The sequence below is a fragment of the Myxococcus sp. MH1 genome (assembly GCF_059738865.1).
In genome coordinates this window covers 882,335-898,835 of sequence record NZ_AP026947.1, presented here as the reverse complement: position 1 = coordinate 898,835, position 16,501 = coordinate 882,335, and the positions used below count along the sequence as shown (strand labels likewise).

The 16,501-nt window shown below is 70.7% G+C and carries 14 protein-coding genes; 6 read left to right on the top strand and 8 right to left on the bottom strand.

What is annotated here, in order from left to right:
* Window positions 1-29 precede the first annotated feature (29 nt).
* The gene (locus tag AC6JA9_RS03760) at window positions 30-782 is read left to right on the top strand and encodes a hypothetical protein (protein WP_497959095.1); all 753 of its coding nucleotides are present in this window, start codon (window positions 30-32) and stop codon (window positions 780-782) included.
* A 61-nt stretch (window positions 783-843) separates the two neighbouring features.
* Here the strand turns inward: AC6JA9_RS03760 and AC6JA9_RS03755 are convergent, their stop codons facing one another.
* The 4 genes from AC6JA9_RS03755 to AC6JA9_RS03740 form a co-directional block, all read right to left on the bottom strand.
* A complete protein-coding gene (locus AC6JA9_RS03755) occupies window positions 844-3,960 on the bottom strand; it encodes an efflux RND transporter permease subunit (protein ID WP_497959094.1) in 3,117 nt (1,038 codons plus the stop codon).
* A 12-nt stretch (window positions 3,961-3,972) separates the two neighbouring features.
* Complete coding sequence (locus AC6JA9_RS03750; RefSeq protein ID WP_267701139.1) at window positions 3,973-5,040, bottom strand: efflux RND transporter periplasmic adaptor subunit; 1,068 nt, start codon at window positions 5,038-5,040, stop codon at window positions 3,973-3,975.
* A gap of 38 nt (window positions 5,041-5,078) precedes the next feature.
* Window positions 5,079-5,801, bottom strand: coding sequence for a TetR/AcrR family transcriptional regulator (locus AC6JA9_RS03745; RefSeq protein ID WP_223749215.1), 723 nt, complete (start codon window positions 5,799-5,801; stop codon window positions 5,079-5,081).
* Window positions 5,802-5,935: 134 nt separating this feature from the next.
* The gene (locus AC6JA9_RS03740; protein ID WP_223749214.1) at window positions 5,936-6,634 is read right to left on the bottom strand and encodes a DUF2293 domain-containing protein; all 699 of its coding nucleotides are present in this window, start codon (window positions 6,632-6,634) and stop codon (window positions 5,936-5,938) included.
* A gap of 115 nt (window positions 6,635-6,749) precedes the next feature.
* Between AC6JA9_RS03740 and rnz the strand changes: the two genes are divergently transcribed.
* A complete protein-coding gene (gene rnz / locus AC6JA9_RS03735; protein WP_223782374.1) occupies window positions 6,750-7,673 on the top strand; it encodes a ribonuclease Z in 924 nt (307 codons plus the stop codon).
* Window positions 7,674-7,706: 33 nt separating this feature from the next.
* Here rnz and AC6JA9_RS03730 read toward each other — a convergent pair whose 3' ends face one another.
* On the bottom strand, window positions 7,707-8,234 hold the full coding sequence (locus AC6JA9_RS03730; RefSeq protein ID WP_223749212.1) for a hypothetical protein: 528 nt from the start codon (window positions 8,232-8,234) through the stop codon (window positions 7,707-7,709).
* Between the two features lie 109 nt (window positions 8,235-8,343).
* Window positions 8,344-9,264, bottom strand: a complete 921-nt coding sequence (locus tag AC6JA9_RS03725; protein ID WP_497959093.1) for an alpha/beta fold hydrolase — start codon at window positions 9,262-9,264, stop codon at window positions 8,344-8,346.
* 214 nt (window positions 9,265-9,478) lie between these two features.
* On the opposite strand from AC6JA9_RS03725, the gene AC6JA9_RS03720 reads away from it, so the two are divergent.
* Both AC6JA9_RS03720 and AC6JA9_RS03715 read left to right on the top strand, forming a co-directional pair.
* Window positions 9,479-9,718 carry a hypothetical protein gene (locus AC6JA9_RS03720; RefSeq protein ID WP_497959092.1) on the top strand — a complete coding sequence of 80 codons (240 nt, stop codon included), beginning with the start codon at window positions 9,479-9,481 and terminating at the stop codon, window positions 9,716-9,718.
* Window positions 9,719-9,913: 195 nt separating this feature from the next.
* The gene (locus AC6JA9_RS03715; RefSeq protein ID WP_497959091.1) at window positions 9,914-11,596 is read left to right on the top strand and encodes an amidohydrolase; all 1,683 of its coding nucleotides are present in this window, start codon (window positions 9,914-9,916) and stop codon (window positions 11,594-11,596) included.
* Between the two features lie 7 nt (window positions 11,597-11,603).
* Here AC6JA9_RS03715 and AC6JA9_RS03710 read toward each other — a convergent pair whose 3' ends face one another.
* On the bottom strand, window positions 11,604-13,619 hold the full coding sequence (locus tag AC6JA9_RS03710; RefSeq protein ID WP_497959090.1) for a hypothetical protein: 2,016 nt from the start codon (window positions 13,617-13,619) through the stop codon (window positions 11,604-11,606).
* Window positions 13,620-13,727: 108 nt separating this feature from the next.
* Between AC6JA9_RS03710 and AC6JA9_RS03705 the strand changes: the two genes are divergently transcribed.
* Together AC6JA9_RS03705 and AC6JA9_RS03700 are read left to right on the top strand one after the other, a co-directional pair.
* Window positions 13,728-14,972 (top strand): DUF6068 family protein, encoded by a 1,245-nt coding sequence (locus AC6JA9_RS03705; RefSeq protein ID WP_223782371.1) that lies wholly within the window; start codon window positions 13,728-13,730, stop codon window positions 14,970-14,972.
* Window positions 14,960-15,286 carry a DUF4286 family protein gene (locus AC6JA9_RS03700; protein ID WP_426748268.1) on the top strand — a complete coding sequence of 109 codons (327 nt, stop codon included), beginning with the start codon at window positions 14,960-14,962 and terminating at the stop codon, window positions 15,284-15,286. Before AC6JA9_RS03705 ends, AC6JA9_RS03700 begins: the two co-directional genes overlap by 13 nt.
* A 49-nt stretch (window positions 15,287-15,335) precedes the next feature.
* Here AC6JA9_RS03700 and AC6JA9_RS03695 read toward each other — a convergent pair whose 3' ends face one another.
* The gene (locus AC6JA9_RS03695) at window positions 15,336-16,364 is read right to left on the bottom strand and encodes a pyridoxamine 5'-phosphate oxidase family protein (protein ID WP_497959089.1); all 1,029 of its coding nucleotides are present in this window, start codon (window positions 16,362-16,364) and stop codon (window positions 15,336-15,338) included.
* Window positions 16,365-16,501: the final 137 nt, after the last annotated feature.

The following is a 16,501-nucleotide window of genomic DNA, read 5'->3' as shown; positions in this document are numbered from 1 at the left end:
CTGTCGTTGCAGCGGGGAACGAAAACACCATGGGTCTCCAACGAGAGCTGGCCGTGATGGCCATGAACGCGACGCCGCTGCCGGGCAAGACGAACTTCCTGGACGAGCTGGGGTGGGTGACGCCGGTGCCGGCGGTCCGGGGCTCCATCGGGGCGGTGGCGCACGAGCCGTTCCTCGCGTTCGAGAACAAGCGGCTGTTCGACTTGCTGGTGGCCTTCACCATCGCGGACTTCCCGGACGACGTGGGGTGCTCGGACTACTTCAATCCGCACAGCCCCTGGTACAACGTGTTCTACGGCGCCTATGGCGTGCGCTCGTACAAGCGGGACGGCAACCCATGGGGTTTCCGGAGCGATGGACGGGTGGACGTGGAGGAGATGCTGGAGATTCCGCGGCTGGACTACAACTTCCTGACGGCGGGGGAGATGGGGTGCCCGGCGTCGCGGATGTGTTTCGAGCCGCTGGAGGTGACGACGGGGCGGCAGGGCGCGTGGCACAGCGCGGACGTGGCCTGTCTCATCCCCAGCGGGTTGCATCGCACCGAGGACGCGCAGGCGCCGGACCTGAGCTACTACGCGGTGTTCGGCCTGCCGGAGGAGGACTACCTCGCCGGTGGCCGGGAGAGCTATGAGCCGGTGAGGATGCGAGGGCGCATGTACTTCCGCCCCGTCTCCGAGCGCCTCACGCTGGTCTGGGGAGGACTGTGTCCGGACACGCCGGACGGACAGGCGCTCATGCGCGCCATCCTCGACACGATGACGCCCGTGTACACGGGCGGGTGAGCCACTCCGGAGACAGGGCCCGAGCCAACCGCCTCGGGCCCCGTGTTTCACACAGACGGTGTCACGCGGCCTGACTGGGCCCGGACTCCACCGGCTTCACGGCGGGCCCGGCCGCGGGCGTCTTCTTGCGACCGAAGCGCCCCACCCGCTCCATCGCCGCGAACACCACCGGCACCACCAGCAGCGTCAGGAACGTGGACGTGATGACGCCGCCAATCACCGAGATGGCCATGGGCGCCCGGAACTCCGAGCCCGTCCCCGTGCCCACCGCCGTCGGCACCATGGCAATCGCCATCGCCGCGCTCGTCATCAGGATCGGACGCAACCGACGAGGCCCCGCCTTCATCAGCGCCTCGTCCACCGAGTCACCCTCGCGCAGGTGCTGCAACGCTCCGTCGATGAGCAGGATGGCGTTCTTCGTCACCAATCCCATCAACAGGATGATGCCAATCATCGCGCCCATCGACAGGTGGTAGCCCGTCAGCACCAATCCCAACAACGCGCCCACCAGCGCCAGCGGCAAGGACGCCATGATGGTGAACGGGTGCTTGAAGGACTCGAACTGGCTCGCCAGCACCATGTAGATGAACACGAACGCCAGCATGAAGGCCGTGCCGAACGCCTCGTTCTGCTCATCCATGCTCTTCATCTGGCCGTCGTAGACAATCGTGTACCCCGGCGGCAGCGGCGCCAGCGCCACCTGCTCCTTCAGCTTCGCCGCGATGTTGCCCAGCGCCGCGCCCTTGCCCAGCTGTGAGAACACGGCAATCTGCCGCTCGCGGTTCTCGTGCTCGATGACGCTCGGCCCGTCCCGCAGCTCCACGCTCGCCACGTCCGTCACCGGCCTCAGACCCCGGGGCGTGAACACCTCCAGCTGCCGCACCCGCTCCGGCGTGCTCCGGTCCTTCTCCGCCAGCCGCACCCGGATGTCCGTCTCCGTCGTGCCCTCGCGCAGCTTCGCCACCACGTCGCCGCCAATCGCCAGCCGCAGCTGCGTCGCCAGCCCCGCAGCGTTGATGTCCGCGTCGCTCGCCCGCGCCCGGTCGATGTGCACCTGGAGCTCCGGCTTGGGCGGATTCGCCTCCACCCGCACGTCCGCCGTCCCCTCCAGCTTGCGCAGGATGTCGGCGATTCGCTCCGCCTCCACCTGCACCCGCGCCAGGTCCGGCCCCGTCACCCGCACCATGATGGGATAGAAGTCCCCCCCCATGCCCTCGAGGATGGGCGGGTCGCTCAGGTTCACCCGCGTGGCCACCAGCCCCGTGAGCAGCTCGCGCGCCTCCTCCTTCAACTGCGGGATGCCCTTGGTGCGCTCGCCCTTGCCCACCGTCAGCACGCGCAGCCGAGCCTTGTTCACGTCGCCGTTGGTGCCCACCACCGAGTAGACCGCCGTCACCTCCGGCAGCTTGCGCAGCAACTCCTCCGCCTCCCCCGTGCGCGACTCCGTCTCCGCGATGCTCGCCGAGTCCGGCAGCTGCAAATCCACCATGAACTGCGAGCGGTCCTCCGCCGACAGGAACTCCAACCCCAGCCGGCTCGACGCGCCGAACGACACCACCAGCACCACCACGGTGATGCCCGTCGTCAGCCACTTGTGCGCGAGCACCCAGCGCAGGATGCGCTCGTACACGCGCTCCGTGCCGTCCAGGAAGGCGCGCAGCCACGCCGCCACCGCGTTGTCCTTGTGCACCTCGCCCGGCCTGCGCTGCTTGGCGAGCCGCGCCGACAGCATCGGGTCCAGCGTGAAGGAGATGAACAGCGAGATGAGCACGGCGACCGAAATCGTGATGCCGAACTGCTTGAAGAACTGACCGACGATGCCCGGCATGAACGCCACCGGCACGAACACCGCCACCAGCGACAGCGTCGTCGCCAGCACCGCGAGGCCGACGTCGCGCGTGCCGTTGGCCGCCGCGCTCATCGGGTCCTCGCCCTTCTCCAGCCGGTGGGTGATCGCCTCGCGCACCACCACCGCGTCGTCGATGAGCAGACCGATGGCCAGCGACAACCCCAGGAGCGTCATCTGGTTGAGCGTGTAGTCCAAGAGGTACATCGCGAAGAACGTCCCCAGCACCGACGTGGGCAGCGCCAGCGCGGAGATGAACGTGCCGCGACCATCCAGCAGGAACAGCAGGATGATGAGCACCGCCATCGCGCCGCCGAAGATGAGCGCCACCCACACCTCGTGCGCGTTCTCCTTGATGAGGTCCGACTGGTCGATGAGCAGCCGCGCCGTGAAGCCCTGCCCCACCTCCGGCCCCATGTCCTTGAGCACGCGCTTGACGTTGTCGCTCACCGCCATGGTGTTGGAGCCCGGCTGCTTCACCACGTCCAGGATGACGGCGTCCTGCCCGTTGAGCCGCGCCACCGTGCGCCGCTCCGCCACCCCGTCCGTCACCGTCGCAATCTCCTCCAGCCGCACCTGCGCGCCCGTGCGGCTGCGCGCCACCGGCAACCGGCGGATCTCCTCCACGTCCTTGAACTGCCCCAGCGAGCGCACCGTCAGCTCGCTCGAGCCCAGCTGCAGCCGGCCCGCCGGCAGGTCCAGGTTCTCCGCCCCCACCCGCTGGGCAATCTCCAGCGGGGACACGCCCGCCGAGCGCGCCTTGTCCAGGTCCAGGTCGATTTGAATCTCGCGCGTGTCGCCGCCCGTGATTCGCACCTCCGCCACGCCCTCCAGCTGCGCGAGCGCGGGCTTGATGCGGTCATCGATGAGCCGGCGCAAATCTTGGGAGCGCAGGTCCGCGGACACCGCGTACGTGAGGATGGGCGTGGCAGACAGGTCCACCCGGCCCACCACCGGCGCGTCCGCCGTCTGCGGCAGCTTGTTGGCGATGCCCGCCACCTTGTCGCGCACCTCCTGCACCGCGCGGTCGATGTTGGTGGACAGCTTGAACTGCACCACCACCGTGCTCAGGTTCTCGCGGCTCCAGGAGTGGATCTTGTCCACGCCGCTGATGCCCGCGACGGCATCCTCGATGGGCTTGACGACCTGGGTCTCGATTTCGCCCGGACCCGCGCCCTTGTAGACGGTGCTGACGACCACGACGGGGAAGGCCACGTCCGGATACAGGTCCGTGCCCAGCCGCCCCAGGCCCATCAGGCCGAGGACGACGAGGCACAGCGACAGCATCGTGGTGAAGACGGGCCGACGGATGGAGACGTCGCTCAGGAGCATGGCGGCGTCCCTCTACTTCACGGTGACGCGCGAGCCCTGCGACAGGCTCGGCGTGGGGTGGTCGATGACCGACTCGAACTCGGAGCGCGCCAGCACCACCACCTCGCGCTCGCGCCGCTCCAGCACCTGCACGTCCACCCGCTTCACCTCGCCGCCCGAGCCGACGATGAGCACGTGGTCCCCGTTCGCCGAGGACAGCGCCGAGCCCGGCACCACCCGCGCGTCCTGGTCATCCCCCAGCTGGAGCACCGCGCGCGCCAGCGTGTGCGCCACGAAGCGGCCGTCCGCGTTGGGCACCGCCAGCTCCACCGGCACCCGACGCGTGGCCGGGTCCGCGGAGGGCAGGATGGTGCGCACCACCGCGTCCTCGGTGAAGGCGCCGCCGGCGATGGACTCCACCCGCACCTTCTGGCCGGGCTTGAGCCGGGCGCGCAGCGACTCCGCCACCGTCGTCTTGAGCAGGAGCGTGTCCAGCCGCTCCAGGTTGAACAGCGGCGTGCCCGGCCCCACCGTGGCGCCCGTCTGCTCCGGCGCGTCGATGAGCGTCCCCTCGAAGGGCGCCTTCAGGTCGTGCCGACGTCGGGCCGCCCGCGCCTGCGCCAGCTGCGCCTTGGCCGCGAGCAGCTGCGCCTGGGCCTGCGCCGCCTGCGCCGCGGTGGAGCGGTTCTGCAAATCACTCACCCCGCCCTCCTTCTGCAGCGTCTGGTTGCGCGCGGCCACGTCCGCGGCCATGTCCGCCCCGGCCTGCGCCGCCGCCACCGCGGCCTCCGCCTGCGCCACCTGCGCGTCGGCAATCTCCACGTCCAATTGCCCCAGCACGTCCCCCTTCTTCACCACCGTCCCCTTGCCCACCTTCACCGCGGCCAGCCGCCCGCCCACCTCGAAGCCCACCTGGAGCATCTGCGCGGGGAACAGCGTGCCCGTCACCTCCTCGCGCGGCGCGGCCTTCACCGTGCGCGCGGACACCAGCTTCACGGACGGCGGCGCGGCCTCCGTCTTGGCTCCGGCGGCGGGCGTGGAGGACGCATCCGCGCGGGAGCAGGCGGACACGGACAGCGTCGCGGCGACGAGCCCCGCCATGGCGAGCGCCCTGGGGGCGCGGGGGTTGCTGGGGAGGTTCACGGACGTTTCCTCGGGGTGTGACGGGTCTTCGCGCGGGCGGGTGCCCGTCGCGTGGAAGTCTTGGGCCGCTGCGCGCGTACGGAGGGCCGGGCGACAGCGGAGGGCTCGAAGCGCGGCACCGTGCCGCCTTCACACAGGCGCTGGAGCGTGTGCGCCCAGGCCGTCAGGTCCGGCTTCTGCTGCAGGTGGACCATGCGCTGCGCGAGCAGCACGTACGCGCCGACGATGAACGAGGCGAACAGGCGCGCATCCATCTCCGAGTCCGCCGCCCCCGCCTCCTGCATCCGCCGGAAGTCGCGCGCCACGCGCTCCACCTGCGCGTCCGTCATGCGCCACAAGAGCGACTCGAAGGGCGTGCCCTGGCTGCCGCTGACGAGCACCGCGACGATGTCCCGGTGGGACCACATCAGCTCCAGCGACTCCAAATCGAAGTCGATTTCGGTCTGGAAGAAGCGCTGGTAGCGTTCGATGAAATCCCGCCTGTCCCGGGGGCCGGGCAGCCCCTGCTCGCGGAAGTGGCGCTCCACCGCCTCCATCCGCCGCGTGTTCAGCGAGTTGAGCCGCGTCTCGAGCGAGGTCAGCACCTCGGCGAACAGCGCCTCCTTCGACTCGAAGTGCAGATAGAAGGCGCCCTTGGAGAGCCCGCACGCGGCGGTGATGTCCTCGATGCGCGCCCCGCGCAGCCCCTTGCGGGCGAACTCCGCCCGGGCGGCGGTCATCAGGGCTTCCCTGGCGTGGGGGTCCGCGGGTCTCGGCATGACGGACCCGTTATTAACCCGCCGGTCAGTAATGACGCAATGTGAGTGAACGGCGGGTCAGAAACCCCACCGTCATTCCACCCCGGAGGCCGGGCTCAGGGCTGGGGAGTACCCGCTCCCACACGCGCCAGGGCGGTGCACAGCGGACACGCGGAGGGGCCGTGGGGCACGTCGCGGCGGTGCAGGTCCAGCACGGCGCGGGAGATTTCCGCCAGCTCGCGGCGCACCTCACGCCGGGCGCCCTTCACGCGGGCGATGCTCATGTCGTCGTACTGGGTCGTCTGGTGGCGCATCCAGGCGATGACGGCGGCCTCGGCGCGGCGCTCCACGGGGATGCGCTCCGTCCGGGCCACGGTGCCGCTGCCCACGGGGGTGGCGTGCGCGGAGACGAGCACGGCCAGCTTCTTGGCGTGGGCCAGCCACGCGGGGGAGAAGGCGAGGAAGCGCAGGACGCTGTTGGCGAAGTCGACCTCGTACTGCTCCTGCTCGCGGGCGCGCCGGTCGCGGCCGGCGGCCAGCTTCCTGGCGTAGGCGGGGGTGGCGCGCTCGGCGTCCAGCGCGGCCTTGGCCTGGAGGATGTGCGGCTCGGGGGCCCACACGCCTCGGGAGAAGAGCTTGCGGCCCACCTTCTCCACCACCGTCCAGGTGGGGCCCGCGGCCTTCACGCGGCGGGTGAGCCCGGCGTCACCGGGGGGCAGCAGGACCCAGCCCTCCGGCACGGAGAGCACGCGGCCATCCGGGGCACGCACGCGGCGGGGGTCCGAGGTGGGGGCGAACGTCAGGGATTCGGGCATGGCGGTGTCTGGGGGGCGGCTCACATAGCACGGGCGGGTCCAAAGCCTGCTAAATGGCGCCTCGCGCCCTGGCGGTCCGGGCGCGGGAGACACTCTTCGCGTGGGAAGTGCCGGCATGTCCCTCCTCAGGCTCACCTTCCTCGGCACCTCCGCCGCCCAGCCCACCCTGCACCGCAACCTGTCGGGCCTCGCGGTGAAGGCGGACACGGACCTGCTGCTGTTCGACTGCGGCGAGGGCAGCCAGCGGCAGATGGTGCGCTTCGGCACCGGCTTCACGGTGGACGCGGTCTTCTTCACGCACTTCCACGCCGACCACTACCTGGGAATCATCGGCTTCCTGCGCACGCTGGGGATGATGGGGCGCGAGCACGCCATCCACCTGTACGGCCCGCCGCCGGCCCGCCGCCTGCTGCACCAAGCGGTGCACCTGGGCGTGGAGGCCATGTCCTTCCCCGTCGAAATCCACGAGGTGAAGGACGGCGACGTGGTGCGGCGCAACGGGTACGCGCTGCACGCCATCGGCGTGGACCACCGCATCAACGCGCTGGCGTACGCGCTGGTGGAGGACGAGCGGCCGGGGCGCTTCAACCTGGAGAAGGCGCGCGAGCTGGGCGTGCCGTCGGGGCCCCACTTCGGCAAGCTGCAGAGGGGCGAGAGCGTCACGCTGGAGGACGGGCGCGTGGTGAAGCCCGAGGACGTGCTGGGCGCGCCGCGGCCGGGGCGCAAGCTGGTCATCTCCGGGGACACGCGGCCGTGCGCCGCGGTGGTGAAGGCGGCCCAGGACGCGGACCTGCTCATCCACGAGTCCACCTTCTCCGACGACGAGCAGGCGCGGGCGCTGGAGACGCATCACTCCACGGCGCGCGAGGCGGCGCGGGTGGCCCGCGAGGCGGGAGCACGCCGGCTGGTGCTCACCCACCTGTCCAGCCGCCACGACACGGACCCCGCGAAGCTGCTCGCGCAGGCGCGCGAGGAGTACAAGGGGCCCTGTGAGGTGGCGTACGACGGCTTCACCCTGGAGCTGCCGCTGCGCGACTGACGCGCGGCGGCTCCTCGGGGACGCTCGACTTCGTTACTGGATCTTCTCCGCCTCGGCGCGCAGGGCGGTGGCCGACTCCGCGTCCACCTTCTGCAAGAGCTCCCACTCCATCTCCGGGTCGCGATTGAAGGTGGTGCCGTCGGCGCGGGGGGCCGGGTCGTTGAACTCCGACTGCTGACGGCCGCCGCTCTGGGCGCCGCGGGACTCGGTGGACAGCTGCTTGTAGTACTCGATGGCGCACTGGCCGGGGCCGCGCTCGACGGCCTTCACCAGGTAGCGCACCTGGGTGGTGCCCAGCGACGAGGGGGCGCCGTGCATGAGCCACTCGGTGGACGCCTCGAAGCCGTCCTTGCCCGCGCGCATGGAGTAGCCCTTCTCCTTGAGGAGGGCGATGGCCTGCGGCCAGACCTCGGCGGCGGGCTTGCGGTAGACGTGGGTGCGCGCCTTGTCGTTGAGGAAGGCCTCGCGGCGGCGGCCGGCGCAGCCGGTGGCGGAGGTCAGACAGAGGGCGGCGACGACGAGCAACGACAACGCCCCGAGGCGGGACTGGGACGGGTTCATGCGCTTGACTCCAGGGAATGTGAGACGGCCGGAACATCCCTCACCCCTGCCCCGCCGCCAAGTCCCCGGGGGGAAGGTTGCCGGGGACAACCATCTCCTCCGTGTCTGTCTACGCTCGGCGTATGGGCTGGGGCGGGTGTGTGCCCACGTGTTCGAGGATCTGCGCGGAAACCAGGGCGGGCGCCTCCAGGGGAGCGAAGTGGCCCACGCCTGGGAGGAAGCGCACCTGGGGAGGCAGCTCGAACCAGGGCTCCAGGTCGTGGGTGAGCTCGCGGCCCAGGGCGCGGTCCTCCTCGGCCCAGACCAGGCGGAAGGGGGCGCGGATGCGGGGGTAGCCCTGGAGGAGGCGGCGGGCGCCGTTGGGGGTGAGGAGGTCGCGGAAGGACTGGCGGTAGTAATCCACGGCGGCGCGGGCGGCGTCCGGGTGGGAGAGGTTCTGGGCGTAGGGGGCGAGGCGCGCGTCGCTGACCTGGGAGTTGCGGGACATGCCCCGGCGGATGAGGCCCGGGACGCGGGCGCCGTTGTTCGCGGAGAGGGCGCGCTCGGGGAGCCAGGGGAGCTGGAAGAAGAACATGTACCAGGAGCGGCGCAGTTGGGCGGGGCGCCAGATGCGGCGCAGCAGGACGGAGGGGTGGGGACAGTTGACGACGGTGAGGGTGGCGACGATGTCGGGGCGGGTGGCGGCCACGTGGTAGGCGATGCCGCCGCCCCAGTCGTGGCCCACGAGGTGGATGGGGCGGTCGGGCTGGAGGTGGCGGGCGAGCTGGTAGATGTCCTCGGCGAGCGTGTCGAGGTCGTAGCCCTTCCGGGGACGGTCCGTGCCGCCATAGCCGCGCAGGTCCGGAGCCACGGCGTGATAGCCCGCCGCGCCGAGCACGGGCAGCACGTCACGCCAGCTCTCCGACAGCTCGGGGAAGCCGTGCAGCAGGAGCATGAGCGGGCCGTCCGCGGGCCCCGCCTCCAAGGCCTGCATGCGCAGCGAGACCAGGGGAATGGACAGCGAGGCGAGCGCGGGGGTGTCGGTGTCCATGAGGGCGCAAGCTAGCAGTCCGTGGCAGAGACAGGTCTCCATCCAGAGGCCATGCGTCCATGACTCATCAACGCGCGAGGATGCATGTCAGAGTTTGCGGACAGCGCCCAAGGAACGGTCCTCCACGGGCTCCTGCTCATGGCCAGTGAGGACATCGGACATCCATCATGTCTTGGGTTCGAACACTTCCGATAAATCGAGTCCCGGGTCGACCATGAAGCGAGCTACCCGCATCCGTCAGTCCGAGGTCGCATTCCGCAGCGGCATCCGACTGGTCCTGTTCTTTCTGGCCCTGTGGCTGTGCGCGATGTTCTTCAGCGTGACGTGGGCCACGAAAATCACAGGGGTCCTGGCCCTCTTCTTCACGGCCACGACGGCCCTGGAGGCCTGGAACGTGTGGCGCTTGCGTCGCCTTCCACCCGAGGAGCCGAAACGAAGGCGAAACCCGACGTGAGCGGGAGGCCGCATCGGTCGGATGACCAACCTCCTCCCGTTGACCGACCTCGGGCGAATGACGAGAACGATTAGCACCCATGCCGAACGCTCGGTCGTCGTGAGCAGACTGGCCCCCGACCACCGGGTGCGCCAGAGTGTCGCGCGCCCGCCCCAGGCTCGGGGCGGCCCTCCATCCAGACAGGTGCGCGAAACGATGCTGCGACGAATCGGCGGGCTCCTCGGTGCGGTACTGCTCCTCTCCCTCCTCGGCGGCTGCACGCGGAACACCCCGCGCCCGGACACCGCGGGCACCTCCGTCTATGTGGCGGCGCGCGTGCGCACCCTCGACCCGGGCCGCCCCGTCGTCGAGGCCCTCGCCGTCCGCGACGGCAAGGTGCTCGCCACCGGCACCCGTGACGAGGTCCTCGCCGCCGCCGGTCCCGGCGCGCGCGTCGTGGACCTGGGCTCCGCCACCATCGTCCCCGGCCTCACCGACTCGCACGGACACTTGTCCTCGCTCGGTCAGTGGGAGGCCACCGTCACCCTGCTCGGCGCCACCACCAAGGAGGAGGCCCTCGCCCGCGTCGCCAACGCGCCGAGCACCTCCTACCAGGGCGAGTGGCTCGTCGGACAAGGCTGGGACCAGAACGACTGGCCCGAGAAGACCTTCCCCACCCGACAGGACCTCGACGCCAAGCACCCGCGCACGCCCGTCTACCTCACGCGCATCGACGGTCACGCCGCCTGGGTCAACAGCGAGGCGCTGCGACGCGCGAACATCACCCGCACCACCCAGGACCCCAACGGCGGCCGCATCCTCCGTGACGCCAGCGGCGAGCCCACTGGCATCCTCGTCGACAACGCCATCGGCCTGATTCACGCCGTGCTGCCGCCCCTCACCGAGGCCGAGCGCACCGCGCAGCTCACCGCCGCCCTCCACCGCGCCGCGCGCGTGGGCCTCACCGGCGTACACGACGCTGGCATGGACCTGGCCACCTTCCAGTTGCTCCAGCGCCTGGACAAGGAAGGCAAGCTGCCCCTGCGCGTCTACGCTATGGCCGACGGCCAGGCCCCCGAGCGCGCCGAGTTCCTCCGCATGGGCCCCTACCAGGGCGAGCGCCTCACCCTTCGCGCGGTGAAGCTCGTGCTGGACGGAGCGCTCGGCAGCCGTGGCGCCGCCCTGCACCAGGACTACAGCGACGAGCCCGGCCACCGCGGCCTCTTGCTCCTCACCCCCGAGGAGTACGAGAAGCGCGTCACCGACTTCATGCGCGCCGGCTTCCAGGTCTGCACCCACGCCATCGGCGACCGCGCCAACACCCTGGTGCTCGACACCCTCGCGCGCGCGATGCAGGCCACGTCCACCCAAGCGGGCCGCCACCGCGTGGAGCACGCGCAAATCATGGGCCTGGATGACATCACCCGCCTGGGCCGCATCGGCCTCATCGCCAGCGTGCAGCCCACGCACGCCACCAGCGACATGCCCTGGGCCGAGGCGCGCGTGGGTCCCGAGCGCATCCGCGGCGCCTACGCATGGCAGCGCCTGAAGTCCTCCGGCGCCGTGCTCGCCCTGGGCAGCGACTTCCCCGTGGAGCGCCCCGACGTGCTCGCCGGCCTGTACGCCGCGCGCACCCGCCAGGACGCGCAAGGCGCGCCCGAGGGCGGCTGGTACGCCGACCAGCGCCTCAGCGGCCAGGAGGCCCTGGAGGGCTTCACCGTGGGCGCCGCCTACGCCTCCTTCGCCGAGGCGCGCCGTGGCCGCCTGCAGCCCGGCATGGACGCGGACTTCGTCGCCCTGTCCGTGGACCCCGTGGACGCGCCCGTCTCCGAGCTGCCCGGCGCCCAGGTCCACCTCACCGTGGTGGGCGGTGATGAAGTCCACCGCGCCACCCCGTGAGCTGTGATTAGAGGTTCGACACCAGGCTGAGCGACTGGACGCGGCGGTGCAGCTCCTCCTGCGCCGCCTGTCGCTCCTTCGCCAGCCGCTCCAGCTCGCGGGCGATGGCCTCCAGCCGGTCCTCCTGCTCGTTGAGCTTGGCCACGAAGCGCTCGGCCAGCTCCCGCTGCGACACGCCGCTCTTGAGCGACTCGATGTTGGAGCGGATGCGCTCCTGGTCCTTGAAGAGCTGCGCGCGCTCCTGGGTGAGCTGCTGTTCGTCGCGCGTGAGCGTGGCCACGCGCTCGCGGATGGCAATCACCTCCCGCAGCGCGTCCGACATCGCCTGGTCCACGTAGCGCTGCGACAGGAAGAAGGCCACGTCGTCCGGCCCCACCGAGGACAGCGCGTAGTGCCGATGGCCCGTGGTGCGCTCGGACACCACGAACGTCTCCTGCGCGCCCGCGGCCAGCGTCCGCTTGAAGCGCCAGAAGCCGTCCGTCGTCTCCTCGGGCGCGGGCATGTCCTTGGCCAGCTCCCAGCCGATGCGCGGGTGCTCGATGAACAGCACCTGCGGACGGGGCGCCTTGTTGCGCACCACGTACGTCGTGCGCCGCACGTTGTGGTACTCCGCCATCAGGCTGCCGTGGCTCACCACCACGCGGAAGACGGGCCCGTCCTCGGCGCCCTCCTCCACCGTGACGACGCAGCCCAGCTCCACCGCGTACGGCACGAAGCGCGTGTCCTGCGGCTTCATCGTGTCGAGCATCGCCTCGCCCACGTAGCGCTCGTCCTCCGTCACCGTCACCGGGCCGCCCTCCAGCGTCAGGCCCGTGGTGTTCTTCAGCTCGATGCACGCCATCGGGTTCTTCTCGCGCGTGGCCCGGTTGTAGAGCAGCACCCGACGCCCCTCGAACGGCTTGTGCAGGATGGGCACCAGTGCGCTCTGGTTGCGGTGCACCGTCACCGGCCGGTCCACGCCGTACTCGAACAAGTCCCCCACGTCCTTCGTCAGCGTCGTCACCTTCGAGCCCTGCTGCTCGAGCACATCGCGCAGCCGGGGCCCACCAGGACCACCGGAGGTCGCTCCGCCCTTGCTTCGCATCAGCGAGCGGGAGCGGCCCGGCGCCATCGCCGGCGCGGGCGCCAGCTCGGCCATCATCGGCATGGCATCACTCTCTTCATCCATCACGGCCGGGGCGCTCGCGTAGCTCTCCTCCGGAATCACCGGCGCGGCGGCGGCCTCCGTCCTCACCTCCACCACGGGACGCTTCATGTAGCGGGGGTTGTAGAGGTCGTGCACGAACGACACCGGCAGGCCCGCGACGAGCGCCAGCTCCACGTCCACCCAGTCCTCGTCCCCCGTGTTGTCCACCAGCGCCCAGCCCTGGAGCAGCGGCGACTCGCCCTCGTCCAGGAGGATGCGGTAGCTGGTCTTCCACACCGGCGCTTCCACCACATAGCTGACGAACACCTCGCGCTCGCCCTCGCCCGCGGTGAGGATGCTCATGCGCTTGCTGTCCTTCTTGTACGAGGACAGCACCGTGGACAGATAGAACTCCAAGTCCTTGCGCACCGCCTCGTCGAGGAACTCCAGCTCGGTGATGTCCAGCACGTCGAACGTGCGCAGCGACGCGCCCACCAGCAGCGACAGGAAGGGGCGCACCACGCTCGTCTCACCGGCGGCCACCGCGAGCGACTCCAGGCCGATGATGGCGCCCTCCACCTGACCGCCGCCCACGCGCGCCCGCACGCGCGCGCCCTTGATCTGCCCGAGCAGCGCCGTGAGGCTGCCGTCCTCCGGAATCCGGATGGTGGCCTCCGCGAGCAGCTGCTCCAGCGGCTTCGTCGAGTCGTAGCTCACCGCCGACACCGAGCCGCCCGACAGGTCCAACACCGTCAGCGACTTGAGCACGTCGTTCATGTCCCGCGCCTTGAAGTCCAGGTGCAGGGTGTCGCTGCCCGTGACGCTGCCCCGGCGCTCGAAGTACCCGACGCCATGCTTGTAGAGGACGACCCGGCGGATGGACAGTGGGGTGGGCATGAGCGCGGAAACTCCAGGAAGTTGGGGATGACCTGTCCCCCGGTGTATCAAGCCCCGCCTGGGGTCGCGCAATGCCGCGCAAGGCCCTTCTCGTGAGGTGACGCCCGAATGCGAAAGCCCTCCGCTTCCTTCCTGTCCCGCTCCGCGCTCCTGTGCGCGACGCTGACGCTCGGCTCCGGCTGTGAGAGCACGAAGCCCCGCGCCGCGGGCCCCACTGATGGTGTGCCGGTGACGCAAGGCGGCACGTCCGGGAGCGCCACGGACACGCCCACGGGCACCGCCGCGCCCGAGGCTCCTGCCTCGACGAAGGGGACCTCTGCCTGGCACCGCGCCCGGGTGGGCGACCAGGTCGTCTATTCGTTCTCCGCGATTCGCACGCCGCCGCGCGACGCGCAGGGTGGCTCGGCCGCGGCGGGTCAGCTGACGCTGGAGGTCGCGGCGGTGGAGAGCTCGCGCGTGTGGCTGACGCTGACGCTCCAGAGCGACAAGGGGGGTGAGCTGACGCAGCCCCGGCTGTCGCGGCGGCTGGCGATTCCCATGCGCGTGGAGGCCTCCCGGCCGCTGGAGGTCGCGCGCGAGGGCACCGCGACGTCCGAGCAGCCCACGGCCGCGGGCCGCACGTGGGAGGCGAAGCGTTATCTGCGCGACAATCGCCCGGTGGATGGTCCACTGGAGAACCGGCTGTACGCGGTGGACGCGGGGCCGCTGTACCTGACGAACGGGCTTCTCGACGCGAGCACCACGCTGTCGGGCTTCGGCGGCGCGGGCAGCCATCAGCTCACGCTGGTGTCGATGCGCCAGGGCAAGGAGGGCGCGGGCATGGCGCCGGACCTGGAGTGGCCGCTGGGTCCTGGCACGTGGTTCGACCGGGAGATGGAGTCGGAGGGCACGAAGACGGTGCTGCGCACGTGCCAGTCGGCGGAGGCCGGTTACGTGCTGCGCACGGAGGCGCCGGTGAACCCCGCGACGGACGAGGCGCCGTGCCAGGACTTCTCGCAGGCGAGCGTGATGCCGCTGGAGGAGGTGCTGCTGTCGTTCATCTCGCTGGGGCTGGAGCCCAAGCAGTGGCCGCCCGCGGTCCCCAACTCTGCGCCGGCCGTGCGCGAGACGCTGGCGGTGGGCACCAAGCGGGTGCCGGTGCTCCAGGTGGACGCGAACGAGGGGCCGACGAACGCGAAGCAGGTGCGCACGCTGCTGTTCGCCGCGGACCCGTGGGAGAAGACGCTCGGCGGGCTGGCGCACGAGGCGCGGTTCGAGCCGCTGTCGGACTTCACCTATCGCGTCTCGTCCAAGGGCAAGCGTGAGTCCCAGGGTGGCGCGAAGCTGACGGGCTTCGGTGCGTGGCAGCCGTGACGGCGCTGTACACGGTGGTCATCGAGGTGGAGCCCGGCGCGGAGGCTGCGTGGAACCAGTGGCACGAAGGGACGCACGTCCCCGAGGTGCTGCGCGAGCCGGGGTTCCTGGGGTGCCGCAAGTGGAAGGACACGGAGCGGGCCCCGGATGGCTGGACCCGGTACGTGTGTCACTTCGAGCTGGCCAGTGAGGCGGACTTCCAGCGCTACACCACGAGCGACGCGGCGAAGCACCTGCGCGCGGAGTCGCTCGCGCGCTTCGGGACGGTGACGCGGCACTCGCGGCAGGTGTTGACCGAGGTGAAGCGGTTCTGACGGTGCACGAGGGCTCCCTGCGTCGCGAGACACGGGAGCCCTCGCGGACTCAGTACAGGTTCTTCTTGTAGTCCTGCTCCAGTGCCCAGCTCAGCATCCTCCTGGACACGAGGGCGCGCACCGTCGCGGCGGCGGCGCCCTTCTGGGGGCTGCGCCGGACGTGGTCGACGAACACATCCGCCATCTTGGGGAGCTGGCTCGCGGGCACGTGACGCGCGGTGTCCCACAGCCCCGCGTCGACGATGGCCTGACTGGCGTGGAGACGCGCCGCGTGGGACTCCAGCAGCAGCGCCATCTTCGGCACCTTGCCCTCGACAGCCATCGAGGCCAGCAGCGCGGGCTCGGTGGAGAGCGAGGCGACGCCGGAGACCTCCAGGAAGCGCGTCTCACCAGGGATGAGCGCGAGCAGCGCCACGCGGGATTGTTCGAGGACGTTGTGGAACGTGTCCGTGCGACGGTTGCCGGGGCGGTCGGGCACGGCCACGCGCGTGCCGTCGAGTCGGAGGAAGCCCGTGGGGTCGCCCTTGGGGCTCACGTCCGCGAGGCCCTGCGCATCCCACGAGGCCAGCGCGACGAAGGGCGTGCGTGACAGCCAGTCGTGCACCTCGGGGTCACCACTCCAGGTGCCCGCGGCGCGAGTGTCCGAGGTGGCGGGCTTCGGTGACTTCCAGAGCCCCGAGCGGATGATGGCCTTCGCGCAGTGCACGAAGGCTTCTTCCACGGTGACGCGAAGGGTGTGTCCTTCGAGCGTCGCGTGCCCGTTGACCCGCAGCGTCTCGCCCAGGCCCGGGATGAAGAACAGCAGGCCACAGCCCACGGTCGGGTTGAGCGGGATGGGCGCGTCCAGCCGCAGCTCCAGGTGCGTCGAGTCCACGACGCGCGCGAACCCCAGGGGCCCGCCAACCGCCGTCGCGCGCCCCTGCCCGTCCACGTCGACATAGCCGAGCACCGCGAACGATGAACACGCCAGCAGCTTGACGCAGTGGTCGTCCAGCGAGTCCAACGACTTGAGCATCACGCCCAGCGGGCGGGAGCCCACCACCCCTTCGAGCGCCTCGACCGTCTGGACCTGTGCCATGGACCCAAGCATACAAATTTGAGATTGACTTGCAAAGTCACAAACTCCAACCAAGCCGCTTGGAGGTGGCCCCGCCGGCCCGGCAAGCCCGCCAGGGCGCTGCGCCGGCTCACGCGCCGCCACCCGCGACAGGAATG

Bases quoted from the DNA above. Each gene is read 5' to 3' on its own strand.
- AC6JA9_RS03760 (WP_497959095.1), top strand. From the start codon at position 30: ATGGGTCTCCAACGAGAGCTGGCCGTGATGGCCATGAACGCGACGCCG.
- AC6JA9_RS03755 (WP_497959094.1), bottom strand. From the start codon at position 3,960: ATGCTCCTGAGCGACGTCTCCATCCGTCGGCCCGTCTTCACCACGATG.
- AC6JA9_RS03750 (WP_267701139.1), bottom strand. From the start codon at position 5,040: ATGGCGGGGCTCGTCGCCGCGACGCTGTCCGTGTCCGCCTGCTCCCGC.
- AC6JA9_RS03745 (WP_223749215.1), bottom strand. From the start codon at position 5,801: ATGACCGCCGCCCGGGCGGAGTTCGCCCGCAAGGGGCTGCGCGGGGCG.
- AC6JA9_RS03740 (WP_223749214.1), bottom strand. From the start codon at position 6,634: ATGCCCGAATCCCTGACGTTCGCCCCCACCTCGGACCCCCGCCGCGTG.
- rnz (WP_223782374.1), top strand. From the start codon at position 6,750: ATGTCCCTCCTCAGGCTCACCTTCCTCGGCACCTCCGCCGCCCAGCCC.
- AC6JA9_RS03730 (WP_223749212.1), bottom strand. From the start codon at position 8,234: ATGAACCCGTCCCAGTCCCGCCTCGGGGCGTTGTCGTTGCTCGTCGTC.
- AC6JA9_RS03725 (WP_497959093.1), bottom strand. From the start codon at position 9,264: ATGGACACCGACACCCCCGCGCTCGCCTCGCTGTCCATTCCCCTGGTC.
- AC6JA9_RS03720 (WP_497959092.1), top strand. From the start codon at position 9,479: ATGAAGCGAGCTACCCGCATCCGTCAGTCCGAGGTCGCATTCCGCAGC.
- AC6JA9_RS03715 (WP_497959091.1), top strand. From the start codon at position 9,914: ATGCTGCGACGAATCGGCGGGCTCCTCGGTGCGGTACTGCTCCTCTCC.
- AC6JA9_RS03710 (WP_497959090.1), bottom strand. From the start codon at position 13,619: ATGCCCACCCCACTGTCCATCCGCCGGGTCGTCCTCTACAAGCATGGC.
- AC6JA9_RS03705 (WP_223782371.1), top strand. From the start codon at position 13,728: ATGCGAAAGCCCTCCGCTTCCTTCCTGTCCCGCTCCGCGCTCCTGTGC.
- AC6JA9_RS03695 (WP_497959089.1), bottom strand. From the start codon at position 16,364: ATGGCACAGGTCCAGACGGTCGAGGCGCTCGAAGGGGTGGTGGGCTCC.